We start from the raw sequence: 13,221 nt of genomic DNA on the forward strand, positions 1-13,221 counted from the left end.
TAGCCCCGCACAGCGTATTACGTGTATAATCTGTTTACCCGTCTACCGCCGTCGAAACCGATTTATGCCACATCCACTCGTCAAGAAATTCCGGGCCACCTCCGCCCGCCTGGGCCAAGCCGCCGTCCGGTACGTCCGCAGCCAGCCGAAGGGCAAACTCGCCCTGCAGGCGGTAGGTGCTTCCTTCGCTCTGGTGGCCGTGCTGTTCATCTTTCTGTACCTCGGCGTCCTGCTGGGTGCCTACGGCCACCTGCCCTCGCGGGAGGAACTGGCCAAGGTGGAGAACGACGACGCGTCCTCGATCTACACCGAGGACGGCGTGCTGCTCGGCAAGTACTTCGCTACCAACCGCGTCAGCGTCCCGCTCGATGAGATCAGCCCCTTTGTGACCGATGCGCTCATCGCTACCGAGGACGCCCGCTTCTTTGAGCACCAGGGTATCGACCTGCGTGCGCTGCTGCGGGTAGCCGTACGCACCGTTATGATGGGCGACCGCAGCGGCGGCGGCGGTAGTACCCTCAGCCAGCAATTGGCCAAGCAGCTTTACCCCCGCCGGCAGTACGACCGCCTCGGCATGCTGAAGGTCAAGTTGCGCGAGATGGTGATCGCCAGCCGCCTGGAGGACGTCTACAGCAAACGCGAGCTCCTGGGCCTCTACCTCAATACCGTCCCCTTCGGCGAAGACGCCTATGGCATCGAGGTGGCGGCCCACCGCTTCTTCGGTAAGCCCGCCGCCCGCCTCAATTTGCAGGAGGCCGCCGTACTGGTGGGGCTGCTGAAGGCCAATACCACCTACAGCCCGCGCGCCCACCCCGACCAAAGCCGCGGCCGCCGCAACGTGGTGCTCTCCCTCATGGCCCGCAACGGCAGCATCGACGCCACCACGGCCGATAGCGTAGCCCAGCTGCCCATCGAGCTGCGCTACACCCGCGACAACGACCGCATCGGTTCCGCCCCCCACTTCCGCCAGCGCCTGCGGGCCGACGTACGCGACGCCCTGGCCGACCTCCAGCACCCCGACGGTCGCCCCTACGACGCGGACCGCGACGGACTGCGCATCTTCGTATCCATCGACTCCCGCCTGCAGCGGATGGCCGAAGAGTCCGTCCGGGAGCAGCTGCCCCGCATCCAGCAGAACCTGGCCGACGACTGGAAATCGAGCAAGCAGGCTCCCTGGGAGAGTGCCTTCGGCAACGCCCTGCGCCGCAGCACCCGCTACCGGCAGCTGGCGGACCGCGGACTGGACGAGGCGGCCATCCTCGAGGAGATGCGCAAGCCCCGCCGGATGACCGTCTACGACTGGCGCACCGGAGCCCCCGTCGATACCCTGCTCCGGCCAGTCGACAGCCTCCGCCACTACTTCACCCTGCTCAACGCCGGCCTGCTGGCCTCCGAGCCCGCTACGGGCATCGTGCGCGCGTGGGTGGGCGGCGTCGATTTTCAGTCCGTGCAGTTCGACCACGTGAGCAGCCGGCGGCAGGTGGGCTCCACCATCAAGCCGGTAGTGTACGCCAACGCCCTGCAGGTGGGCATCCAACCCTGTGAATACACCGAGGCCGAGCAGGTGGTCTACGCCGATTACCGCAACTACAGTCCCGGCAACCCCAACGGGCAGTACCTGGGTGCCTACTCCATGAAGGGCGGGCTGAGCAAATCGGTCAATACGGTAGCCGTGAGCCTGGCCGTCCGCAGCGGACTGCCCGGGCTGGCCCGGCAGATCAACCGGATGGGCGTAACGCAGGAGGTACAGTCCATCCCCAGCATCGCCCTGGGGACCGTGGAGGCCAGCCTGGAAGAAATGAATACCGTGTACAGCGCCTTCGCCAACCGCGGCCGGCGGCCGGAACGGCTGCACTACCTCGACCGCATCGAGGACGCCGACGGTAAGGTGCTGGTATCCTTTGACCGCCCCACCGAAACCGAACAGGTACTCGAGGAGCGCACGGCCCAGGTAGCTACCTTCCTGATGGCCGGCGTAGTCAACGGCGGCACCGGCGCCCGCCTGCGGTCCACCTACGGGATCCGGGGCGCCCTGGCGGGCAAGACCGGGACCACCCAGGACCAGTCCGACGGCTGGTTCCTCGGCTTCACGCCCAAGCTCGTCGTGGGTACCTGGGTAGGCGCGGAGTACCCCGCCGTCCACTTCCGCACCCTCGGCCGCGGCTCGGCCACCGCCACGGCCCTGCCCATCTGGGGCACCTTCATGCGCAAGGTGCAGGGCAGCTCCGCCCTGAAGGCGTACCAGGGCGGCGGGTTTCCGGCCCTCGACGAGATGACCCTGGCGGAACTCGACTGTCCAGATTACCTGGAGGAACTGCCCATTTTCGCCGACCTCAACCTCAGCGAGGAGATCGCCCGGGCCCTCAACCAGTTCGACGAGGCGACCATCCGGGAAAAAGTGGACGACAAGCGGCAGCGCAACAGCGAATCGGCGGAGGAGTACGCCGCCCGCATCGCCCGCGAACTGCAGCGCGACAACCGGCAGGAGGAGCGCCGCGAGGAGCGCAAGCAGTCGTGGATCAAGCGCTTATTCGGGAAAAAGGACAACTGAGCCCCCGAATTTGCAACGAACTCCGTGGCGTACGCTTCCGTTGGGATAAGAAAACACGCCAATGTCATTTATCGATTCCCTTGTCGACAGTGTGTCGCACACCATCCAAAGTATAGATCCGCGTCCTTCACAGAGCTACGCTGATAAGAAATACCACCAGGCCGCCGCTTCGGCCAGCAAAGCACAGGCCCAGGCCTCGCGCAAGCTGAACGCCGCCGGTGAGTATGTCTCCGCTACCGCCCACGACGTGAGCGACTATGCCTCTTCCGCAGCCCACGACCTCAGCACCTACGCCGCCGGAGCCCTCGGCGCGGCCGGCGGTTACCTGAGCCGTACCCAGACCTCCAGCGAGCCCGACTACATGCGTGGCTTCGTTGCCGGTATGATCGGCGGTATCGTAGGTACCGGCGTAAAGTCACTGCTTGACCGTTCGCTCCCCACCGGACAGCCCTACGAGGAGCACGACGCCCGCCTGCAGGTGGTCGAGGGAGCCGAGGAGCTGACCAATACGAACATCAACCGCAACCAGGAAGAGACCGCGCAGTCGGCCGTCAACATCGCCTTCGGTGCGATCGTAGGTGGTGTATACGGCGTCATGGTCGAAGCCTTCCCCGCCGTACAGACGCCCGCCGGTATCCCCTTCGGTGCCGCCCTCTGGACCGCCGCCCACAAGCTGGCCCTTCCGATCCTCGGCCTCACCCCCGGCCCCATGAACGAACCCCTGAGCCTGCAGGCCGGCCAACTCGGCAGCCACATGGCCTATGGCGCTACCGTAGAGATGGTGCGCCGCAGCGTTCGCCACGTCATGGACGAGGAAGATTTGCTGTAACCACTCGGCGCAGCGACCTTTGCGCCCGTGCTTTACCTAATTCCCACTCCCATTGGCAACCGGGAAGACATCACCGAGCGGGCCCGTCGCCTGCTCGGTGAGGTCGATCTGGTCCTCGCCGAAGACACGCGGACCTCGCGTCCGCTCCTCCAGCATTACGGCATCGAGACGCCCCTGCGGGCGTACCACGCCCATAACGAACACGCGCTGGTAGAACAGCTTGTTACGGAACTCAAGAACGGTTCCGACTACGCCCTGATCACTGACGCCGGCACGCCCGGCATCAGCGATCCGGGCTTTTTGTTGGTCCGTGCCTGCCGGGAGGCGGGCATCGAAGTGAGTTGCCTGCCCGGACCCGCGGCCTTCGTGCCCGCCCTGGCGGCCAGTGGCATCCCCTGCGACCGCTTCCACTTCGAGGGCTTCCTGCCGCATAAAAAAGGACGGCAAACCCGCCTGACCTACCTCGCCGAGCTGCCGAATACCTTCGTCCTCTACGAAAGCCCCCATCGCATCGCCAAGCTGCTGGGCCAGCTGGAAGAGCACTGCGGACCCGACCGGCAAGCGTGCGTAGCCCGTGAGATTTCCAAAAAATTCGAAGAGATCACCACCGCCCCCCTTGCCGAACTACGAGCCGACTACACCGCCCGCGGCAAGGTGAAGGGCGAGATCGTGGTCGTCGTTGCCGGTAAATAAGTATATCCCCGATGTTATCCCTCCCCCTTCTCGCCTTCGGCCTGACGCACCTGACCGATGCCCGCTATTTCGCCGCCTGGAACGCGCGCTACCTGTGCTTCTCCCTGGGCACTGCGGACGGCCTGTCCCTCACCGATTTTCTGGCCATCCGCGAATGGGTCGAGGGCCCCGTCTGCGTAGCCGAGCTAGGCGCGGACGCGGGTGCGGAGGTTTCTCCCGAGGAATTGGCCGCGGCGGGGGTTTCCCACTTGTTGCTCCCGTACGGGACGGACGCCGCCCCCTTCCGGCAGGCGGGTATCGAGGTGCTGACTCGCATTCCCGTTGCCGGGTACCACTCCGTGTCAGACGTGAAGGAGCGCCTCTCCGAGACCAGCGGGACCATTCTTCTGGATGTAGCCGACGGCGGCATCGCGTTCACCGACCTGGCCGAGGGTAGCCCCTTCTCGCTCGGTGAGCTGCAGCGCGTACTGGGCGACCGGGAGGCCTTCCTGCACCTTGACATTGACGTTGATGAGGTTGATGAGGCCGCGGCGGTGTTACCCGGACTGGCCCTGCGGGGCAGCAGCGAAGAAAAGGTCGGTTACAAAAGCTTCGACGACCTCGACGACCTGCTGGAGGCGCTGGAAGCTTAGCACCCCCCGTCCGCTACGCACCGCGCTGCCACCGTGCGTAGTCCTTGGCGAAGTAGCTGATGATCACGTCCGCGCCTGCCCGACGTATGCTCACCAGGGCCTCGGTGGCCGCCTGCTCGTAGTCCAGCCAGCCCTTGTCGGCGGCGGCCAGCAGCATGGCGCACTCCCCCGACACGTGGTAAGCGGCGATGGGCAGAGGGTGCGCCTCGTGCAGCCGCCAGATGATGTCAAGGTAGTTCAGGGCGGGCTTTACCATGAGGTAGTCCGCGCCCTCCGCGGCGTCGAGGGCGCCCTCGCGCAGGGCCTCGCGGGCGTTGGCGGGGTCCATCTGGTAGGTCTTCTTGTCGGCGGGTACATCCGCGAGCTGTCGCGGCGCGCTGTCCAGGGCATCGCGGAAGGGCCCGTAGAAGGCACTGGCGTACTTGGCTGTGTACGACATGATGGAGGTGTCGGTGAGTCCGGCTCCGTCGAGGGCGCGACGCATACTGCCTACGCGGCCGTCCATCATATCGCTGGGTCCGATAACGTCGAAGCCCGCCTGCGCCTGGGCTACCGCCATGGCGTCCAGCAATTTCAGGCTCTCGTCATTGTGGATCTTGCCATTGATGACCACGCCGTCGTGCCCGTCGGTGCTGTAGGGATCAAGGGCGGCGTCGGAGATCAGGCACACCTCGGGAAAGCGGTCCTTGATCGCCCGCGCGGCGTGCAGGTAGAAATTCTGCTCGGCGGTGGCATACGTGCCGGTCTTGTCCTTGTGCTCCTCCGGCACGGCGGGAAACATCATGAAGCTATGGAGGCCCACTTCGCCGCACTGCTCGATCTCGCGGAGTACTTCGTCAATGCCCAGTCGGTAAGTGCCTGGCAGGCTCGGGATGGCCAGCCGCGCCTTGGCGTCGGGCATCAGAAAGATGGGCTGCACCAGGTGGCCGGCCGTCAGTTCCGTTTCACGGACTAGGCCGCGGACGGCGGCGGAAGAGCGGTTACGGCGGGGGCGGGAAAGCATAGCGTGATGGTTGAGCCCCCCGGACATCGGATGTGTTCCACATCCGATGTCCGGGGGGCGGTAAGCAGGAAAAAGGGAACCGCCAGACCCCGGGAAGGATTAGCAAACCCAGCAATCATGGGGCCTTGCGGTGTTTCTTGACGTAATTCTGTCACTCCCTCCCCCGACATCGGATGTCCGGGACATCCGATGTCGGGGGATCAGCGACTTACGTACCAGGCGAAGGTGCGGCATTCCGCGATGAGCTCCTCGTAGAAATCGGTGTCGGCGTAGTTGTCCGCCAGAATTCCGAAGTAGGTGAACGGCCGCGCCCCGCCCGGCCGCCCCAGGGCATAGTGCTGGTTGCGCTCGGCCTTGGCGGCGTAGTAGGTGGCCAGGGCGGCGGCCTCCCGGTCCGGGGCGCGGCGCAGGGCCCGCTCGAAGTAGTAGAGCGGCTGGTCCATGCTGAAGTGCTCGAGGTTGCCGAGGGGTGCATTGGGATTGGAGAAAACGCTAGTGGGGTCCCGTCGCGCGGCGGCGCGGGCGGCACTGGTCCCCGAACGGAAGACGTCGGCGAAGGGCCAGTTGTAGCTGAAGTAGGTCAGGTTGTAGAGCGCCAGCCCGATGTTGAAGTAATTGCGCGCCGCCAGGGTATCGTTGGTGCTCTGGTCGGCTTCTTCCTCCAGGGCATTGAGGCGGTCGAGCAACTGCACCTTGTTGTAGGTCGCCGCATCGGCGGGCGGCGAGAAGTTGACCCGGTCGTTGAGCTGGCGGACGAAGGGGGCGTAGCGGCCATATTCATCGATGCGGCCGGGCGTGATGCGCCGGTAGATCTCAAGGGCGGCCTTCCACTGCCCGCGTTGCAGGTAGTGGTTACCGAGCAGGTTGTTGAGGTCGTCGGCGGGATGGGCCCCGATGCGGTCGGTGAAGAGGGCCCGGTCGAAGCGGTTGCGGTTCAGGCTGTCGGTAAGCCGCTCCAGGGCGAGCAACGATTCGATAGCGGGGTTCTTCGCGATGGCGTCGAAGCCGTAGCGCATCAGGTTGGCCTTCGCCTCGCGGCCGGTGCGCAGGTAGATCGCCTCGAGCTTGCGGTTGACCAGCTCCCGGAAATCCGGGTAGCGTTGTTGCGTCTCCGGATCGGTGAGCAGGCCGTAGTAGTGGATTTCCACCGAATCGCTCACCTGACTCAGCTCCAGCACGTCGATCACGTCGCGAAGGATGGCCACCTGCTGCTGCAGGCTGTCGCTCTCCGTATCCTGTCCGAGGGTGGCCAGCGTGCGGTCGGCGTAGAAGTAATCCCCCACCAGCAATTCCAGCACCCCACGGGCCAGTCGCCAGAATTCCGGTTGCTCGGTCAGCCCATCCTCGATCACGCTATTGACGAAGGCCTGCATTTCCACGGCCCGGGCCTCGGCCGCTTCCGGGGGCCCCGCGGGCCGCAGGTTACTGCCCAGCAGCTCGCGCTCGAGCTCCTGCAACTCGCGCATGGTGAGCAGTTCCAGGGCCCGGTTGGTGGGTTCGAAGGCATAGATGTGCCGCAGTTCCTCCAACACGACCGCCCGCCCGTCGTGGGCCCGCAGGACATACATCATGGCCCGCTCGTGGTCGTTCTGGCAGAGGAGCAGGGCCTGCCGCCACTGCTCGTCGGTCTGGATCGCGAAGCTGTAGTAGGCGCTTTCCCGCTTGCTCGGGCTCCGCTCGAAGATGCGGCTGAAGAGGTAGGCCGACTGCGGATAGTCGCCCAATGCCTGCAGGGCTCCCGCGCGGTGCCCCTCGATCCAGTCGTCGAGCAGACTCGGGTTGGCGTCCACCTTGGGCATGAGGTAATCGTAGAGTTCCAGTACGTAGGCGTACTCCTTCAGGTAGTGGGCCAAGCGGATCAGCTGGTAGGCATAGCGCAGGCGTACGTAGTGGCTCTCGAGGCGGGGGAAGCGGTCGAGGCCCTCCGTCAGCAGGTCTTCCATGTCGGCGCGGGAGATGTTCCGCTCGGCAAAGGCATCGTCCGGCGCTACGACGAAAGGCTCCACCCGCTTGGCGTAGATGAGGTACTCGGTCACTTCGCGGCAGCGGGCCTCCAGCAGGTGGCGGGCAAAGCCGTTGGCCTGCAGGCCCGGGGGCAGGTCGGCCACGCGGGCGTCCTCGCGGCCCATGAGCCGGAGCAGGATTTCCAGCTGATTGAGGTTGTCGCCGTACACGACGGCATCGATCTCTTCAGCGTCGGCCTGGTCGCAGAACCGCTCGTGCCACTCCGCCACGTTATCGCGGCGCTGCTGCCGGTACGGCTGCTCGAGCTGCTCGCGGTAGGCTCCCCCAAAGTGCAGGAAGAAGGGCGCGAGACGGGAATCAAAGTCGATGACCCGCGGATTGAGAAAATCATACGTTTCCGTAGGGGGCAGCGGGGTGCATTGTCCCCCGCCGTACAGGTGGGCGAGTCCGAGCAGGAGCAGCAAACACGCGGTGGGCCGTAGCATAACCGCCAAGGTACTCCGCCACGGGCATCGACCGCTGACGCCGGCCCGGCACCTAGCGTAAAAATCACTAATCTTGTCTGACCACCCGCTCCCCGCCACCTTTTTTCCGATGAAAGCCACCTTAGCTCTGCTCCTGACCTGTATGCTCTGCACCTGCGTACGCGCCCAGGGTGATACAAAGGTAGGCTTGGTACTGAGCGGGGGCGGCGCGAAGGGCTACGCCCACATCGGGGCCCTGCGCGTGATCGAGGAGAGCGGCGTACGCATCGACTACATCGGCGGTACCAGCATGGGGGCGGTGGTCGGCGGACTGTACGCGGCCGGCTACAGCGCCGACCAGCTCGAGCAACTGCTGCGCAGCATTGACATCATGGACGAGCTGCAGGACGCCGTGGAACGCGAGGACCGCACCATCTACGAAAAGCTCTACAACGAAAAGTACCTGCTGTCGATTTCCATGCAGGACTTCAGCATCCAGCTGCCCACGGCCCTGTCGGACGGGCAGCGGGTCCACGACCTCTTCTCCAACTGGACGGCGGACGTGGGTCACATCCGCGACTTCGACGACCTGCCCATTCCCTTCCTGGCCGTAGCCACCGACATCGAAAGCGGCGACGCCCTCGTCATCGAGGAGGGTATGCTGGCCGAGGCCATGCGCGCCAGTGCCGCCCTGCCCGGCGTGCTGAGCCCCTACGAGCTGAACGGACACCTGCTCACCGACGGCGGCGTCTCCAATAACTACCCGGCCGAGGAAGTGAAGGAGAAGGGGATGGACTACGTGCTGGGCGTGAGCGTGGAGGCGGACCCCCTGAAGGCCGACGAGATCAGCAGTGTGGCCGACCTCATCATGCAGATCGCCTTCTTCCAGGCCAACCGCCGCAACCTCGAACAGTACGAGGTGACCGACCTCGACATCAAGCCCGCCCTGGACGGCTTCACCGTACTCAGCTTCAGTGACATCGACACCCTCATCAACGCCGGCTACCTGGCCGCCCTGGAACTGAAGCCCACGCTGGATTCCCTGGCCGCCACCCAGCGGGCCAACCGCAGCACCCGCGATACGAGCGACGTGCAAATCCCCGAATACCTGAACGTAGGCACGCTCAAGATCAGCGGAAGCGAAGAACTAAGCGACCGGCAGATCCTAAGCTTCTTCGACGACCAGCTGCCCGGAAAGATCAGCTGGGAAGACTTTCGGCAGGGGCTGACCGACCTGCACGTCACCGGCCGCTATGCCAACATCAACTACCGCTGGGAGTACATCGACGAAGAGAGTGAAAAGGTGGCGCTGGAACTGATCTTCGAGCAACTGCCCGCCTTCGGACAGCAGGCGCGACTGGGCCTGCACTACGACCCCGTATACCGCGCCAACCTGCTGCTGAACCTGACGCTCTTCGACCAGATCGTGGACAACTCCACCACCAGCCTCGACCTGATCGCGGGCGAGCGCCTGCGCTACCGCTTCGACTATCGGGTCAACCGCATCAACGGCTCCGCCTTCGGCCTCCGCAGCCGCCACGACTATGCCGACGTGGGCTTCGACGTCGACGACATACGCAACGACGAACTGGGGATCGTGCTGGACCGAGTGGATTTCCGCTTTTCCGACTGGAACGCGGAACTGTACTGGGATATCCGGCAAACGCACAACAGCTTTACCGGCATCGCCGCCGAACTAAAGTACTACGTGACGGGCTCCGACCAGATACAGGAGGTGGACACCGCCCAACTCTTCACGTTGGAGGACGACTTCTACTTCGTACCCAAGATTTACCTGCGTTACGACAAGCTGGACCGGCCCCACTTCCCCCTGCGCGGCTTCACGATCGACGCCGAGGCACGGGCCATCCGTGACGTCTCCAACGGCGTGCCGGGCTGGGCCTACAACGCCGACGTGGACTTCCTGGGCATGATCCCCCTGGCCGAAAAAGCGTCGCTGGGGATCGAAATGAGCCTCGGGGGGTTCACCGGCCGCTCGGCGCTGCCCTACCGCTACTACCTCGGCAGTACCAACCGCAAGCTTATGAACAACTTCAAGCCGTTCCCGAGCCTCGACTTCGCCGAGGCCAGCGGCAACAACCTGCTCATGGCCGAGGTGTTCTGGCGGCAGCGCCTTTTCAGCAATCACTATTTGCACCTGGGCGCGCGCGGCGCGCGCATCGGCAATCCGTACAACGTACCGAGCTCGATCGACAAAAGCTACATCGGGGCGGGAGTGGTGAGCTACGGACTGGACACGCCCCTCGGCCCCATCGAGCTGGTGTACGGTGCCGGCACCTCGGGCGGGGCACTCTATTTCTACCTGGGCCACTGGTTCTAGCGCGGCGGCCACCGGCGCGCTACCTTGCGGATATGAAAGATTTCAACGGAAAGGTGGTCGTCATCACCGGCGCCGGATCCGGCATCGGCCGCGAACTCGCCTGGCAGCTCGCCGCCTGCGGGGCCGTGCTCGCCCTCAACGACCTGAAGGAGGACGCCCTGGACGAGACCTGGGCTGAGCTGCCGGAGCGGACGCGGGGGCTCCGTCGGGCCTTCGACGTGGGCGACCGGGAGGCTATGCAGCACTTTGCTACCGCCGTGAACGAGGAGCTGGGTCGGGTGGACGTCGTCGTTAACAATGCGGGCTTCAGCGTACGGCAGCAGGCGGTCGTGCATACCCGCGTCGAGGCCTACGAGCGGACCCTCCGCGTGAACCTGTGGGGAGTGATCTACGGTTCGCTGGCTTTCCTCCCTTACCTGCGCCAGCAGCCGGGCGCCAGCCTGGTCAACGTCAGCAGCGTTTTCGGGCTGTTCGCCTTCCCCGGATCGGGGCCCTACAATACGAGCAAGTTCGCGGTGCGTGGCTTCACCGAGACATTGCGCGTGGAGATGAGAGGGCACCTGCACGTCTGCTGCGTACATCCCGGCGGGATCGCCACCAACATTCACCGCAACGTGGAGATCGACGACCCACGAGAACGGGAACGCTTCATCCGTACCTTCGAAAAACAGGCCAAGACCACCGCCGCCGAGGCCGCGCGGCAGATCATCGCCGGCATCGAAAAGCGGAAGTCGCGCATCCTCATCGGCCGCGACGCCTACTGGATCGACAAGGTGACCCGCCTGCTGCCGGCGCGCTACGAGTCGGTACTGGCCCGCTGGCTCGATCGCAACCGCTTTCTGGCGGGGCCGCAGGTGCAAGGCTCATCAGAAAAGGGGGGATAAGGCGTTGGTTCCGGACGTCGGACGGACCCGCTCCCCAAGAACGACCGTAATATGACGAAACCTTCATATATCCGGGCAACCCCTCCCCCGCTGCGGTGTATACCACCCGTATGCAAGCAATCCTGGATTTTATCTCTCAACCCTGGCACTGGTCGGTAAGCGGTTTTTTGATCGCGGTGACCATGCTGGTCCTGTTACTCCTCGGCAAAGAATTTGGCGTCAGCTCCAACCTGCGTACCATGTGTACCCTGGCGGGGGCAGGCCGTTCGTCCGACTTTTTCCGGATCGACTGGCGCGCCCAGACCTGGAACCTGGTCTTCGCCGGCGGCGCGGTACTGGGTGGGTTTATTGCCACGACGGTATTAGCCAATCCGGAGCCGGTGGCTATCTCGGCGGAAACGACTGGCTACCTGCATTCGGTGGGCATCAGCTACCCGGACGGGGCGGGCTTCGTCCCCGCCGAACTTTACGACATGGAGCGGCTGCTGCGCCCGGCAAACTGGCTGTTCCTGGTGGTGGGTGGCTTCCTGATCGGCTTCGGGGCCCGCTGGGCGGGGGGCTGCACCTCCGGCCACGCGATCAGCGGACTGGCCAACCTGCAGTTGCCCAGCCTGGTAGCCGTGATCGGCTTTTTTATCGGAGGACTGGTCATGACGTGGCTGATCCTTCCCTCACTCCTCCCCTACCTAAGCCAGTAAGCCATGAAATTTCTAGTCTACCTGCTCGTCGGTACCATTTTCGGCATCGTGATGACCAAATCGGAGGCCGTGTCCTGGTTTCGCATCCAGGAAATGTTCCGCTTTGAAAGCTTCCATATGTACGGCATCATCGGCGTGGCCGTGGTGGTGGGGGCCCTCTTCGTGTCCCTGCTGAAGCGCTTTGATATCCACGCCGTCGACGGCAGCGAATTGCGCCTCAAGCCCAAGGCGCACACCTACAAGCGGTACATCCTGGGCGGCATCCTGTTCGGCTTCGGCTGGGCGATGACGGGGGCGTGCCCGGGTCCGCTGTTTACCCTGCTCGGCCAGGGCATCTGGACGATCCTGCTGGTCATTGCCAGCGCGGTGCTGGGTACCTACGTATACGGCTTGCTGCGGCCGCGGCTGCCGCACTGAGTTTTGCACATCGGATGTCCGGGACATCCGATGTGCTCAGTGACTCGCGAAGTACCGGCACCGCTCACGCACCACGCAATTGCCACACTTCGGGTGGGAGTAGGTGCACACCCGCTGCCCGTGCTTGAACAGCAACTTGTGAAAGTTGAGGAGTTCGTCGGCGTCGGCGGGCAACATCTCCAGTAGCGCGCCGTGTGATTTGGCCTGGCTGATCTTCTCCGGCAGGATCCCGAAGCGGGTACTCACCCGGTGTACGTGGGTATCTACTGGCAACACGGGCCGGCGCAGGGAAAACAGGAGTACGAAAGTGGCGGTCTTGAAGCCTACGCCGGGCAGCTCCATGAGTAGCGCCTGGGCCTCTTCGACGGGCATCTCGGTCAGTAGCCGGTCGAGGTTGTTGCCGTAGGTACCGATGACGTACGTAAGTATTTCCTTAATGCGTGGGGCCTTGATCTCCGGCCAGCGGGTGGTCTGGATACAATCCTCGATTTCCGCGACCGTTGCACCTGCGACCCCGCCCCAGTCGCCGAAGGTTGCCAGCAGCTTGTCGTAGGCGGCCTTTTCGTCGGCGTAGTTAGTGCGCTGGCTCAGGGTAGTGGCGATCAGCTGATCGAGGGCCGACTTGGTACTGTAGCGGGTCTGCCGGCCGTAGGTTTCCTGCAGGATGGAGATGAGGTAGTCGAGCTGGGGCAGGGTATCGGTGTCGGGCATGGTCAGGGCGTCGGGCCCCTCTATAGGTGGCGG

Annotated in this window: 11 protein-coding genes; 8 read left to right on the forward strand and 3 right to left on the reverse strand. The window is 64.4% G+C overall.

All coding sequences use genetic code 11. From position 1 onward, the window contains the following. Window positions 1–64 precede the first annotated feature (64 nt). The 4 genes from DQG19_RS10990 to DQG19_RS11005 all read left to right on the forward strand — a co-directional run bounded on the left by DQG19_RS10990 (window position 65) and on the right by DQG19_RS11005 (window position 4,705). The gene (locus tag DQG19_RS10990) at window positions 65–2,551 is read left to right on the forward strand and encodes a transglycosylase domain-containing protein (protein ID WP_116126301.1); all 2,487 of its coding nucleotides are present in this window, start codon (window positions 65–67) and stop codon (window positions 2,549–2,551) included. Window positions 2,552–2,612: 61 nt separating this feature from the next. Continuing rightward, entirely contained in the window at window positions 2,613–3,380 is a 768-nt protein-coding gene (locus tag DQG19_RS10995) for a DUF1440 domain-containing protein (RefSeq protein ID WP_116126302.1), read from the forward strand. Between the two features lie 27 nt (window positions 3,381–3,407). After that, window positions 3,408–4,073 carry a 16S rRNA (cytidine(1402)-2'-O)-methyltransferase gene (gene rsmI / locus DQG19_RS11000; RefSeq protein WP_116126303.1) on the forward strand — a complete coding sequence of 222 codons (666 nt, stop codon included), beginning with the start codon at window positions 3,408–3,410 and terminating at the stop codon, window positions 4,071–4,073. A gap of 11 nt (window positions 4,074–4,084) precedes the next feature. Further along, a complete protein-coding gene (locus DQG19_RS11005) occupies window positions 4,085–4,705 on the forward strand; it encodes a hypothetical protein (protein ID WP_116126304.1) in 621 nt (206 codons plus the stop codon). Between the two features lie 13 nt (window positions 4,706–4,718). Here the strand turns inward: DQG19_RS11005 and hemB are convergent, their stop codons facing one another. Both hemB and DQG19_RS11015 read right to left on the reverse strand, forming a co-directional pair. Beyond that, a complete protein-coding gene (hemB, locus tag DQG19_RS11010; RefSeq protein ID WP_116126305.1) occupies window positions 4,719–5,708 on the reverse strand; it encodes a porphobilinogen synthase in 990 nt (329 codons plus the stop codon). A 200-nt stretch (window positions 5,709–5,908) separates the two neighbouring features. Then, on the reverse strand, window positions 5,909–8,158 hold the full coding sequence (locus DQG19_RS11015) for a hypothetical protein (protein WP_157974454.1): 2,250 nt from the start codon (window positions 8,156–8,158) through the stop codon (window positions 5,909–5,911). 109 nt (window positions 8,159–8,267) lie between these two features. On the opposite strand from DQG19_RS11015, the gene DQG19_RS11020 reads away from it, so the two are divergent. The 4 genes from DQG19_RS11020 (at window position 8,268) to DQG19_RS11035 (ending at window position 12,477) form a co-directional block, all read left to right on the forward strand. Continuing rightward, window positions 8,268–10,478 (forward strand): patatin-like phospholipase family protein, encoded by a 2,211-nt coding sequence (locus DQG19_RS11020; protein WP_116126307.1) that lies wholly within the window; start codon window positions 8,268–8,270, stop codon window positions 10,476–10,478. A gap of 32 nt (window positions 10,479–10,510) precedes the next feature. Beyond that, window positions 10,511–11,362: an SDR family NAD(P)-dependent oxidoreductase gene (locus DQG19_RS11025; protein ID WP_116126308.1), complete on the forward strand. Its 852-nt coding sequence runs from the start codon at window positions 10,511–10,513 to the stop codon at window positions 11,360–11,362. 110 nt (window positions 11,363–11,472) lie between these two features. Beyond that, the gene (locus DQG19_RS11030; protein WP_116126459.1) at window positions 11,473–12,060 is read left to right on the forward strand and encodes a YeeE/YedE family protein; all 588 of its coding nucleotides are present in this window, start codon (window positions 11,473–11,475) and stop codon (window positions 12,058–12,060) included. A 3-nt stretch (window positions 12,061–12,063) separates the two neighbouring features. Next, window positions 12,064–12,477, forward strand: coding sequence for a DUF6691 family protein (locus DQG19_RS11035; protein ID WP_116126309.1), 414 nt, complete (start codon window positions 12,064–12,066; stop codon window positions 12,475–12,477). Window positions 12,478–12,513: 36 nt separating this feature from the next. Here DQG19_RS11035 and DQG19_RS11040 read toward each other — a convergent pair whose 3' ends face one another. Next, window positions 12,514–13,188: an endonuclease III domain-containing protein gene (locus tag DQG19_RS11040; protein WP_157974455.1), complete on the reverse strand. Its 675-nt coding sequence runs from the start codon at window positions 13,186–13,188 to the stop codon at window positions 12,514–12,516. Window positions 13,189–13,221 lie beyond the last annotated feature (33 nt).

This window comes from Lewinella sp. IMCC34183, assembly GCF_003390915.1.
Classification (GTDB): domain Bacteria; phylum Bacteroidota; class Bacteroidia; order Chitinophagales; family Saprospiraceae; genus Neolewinella.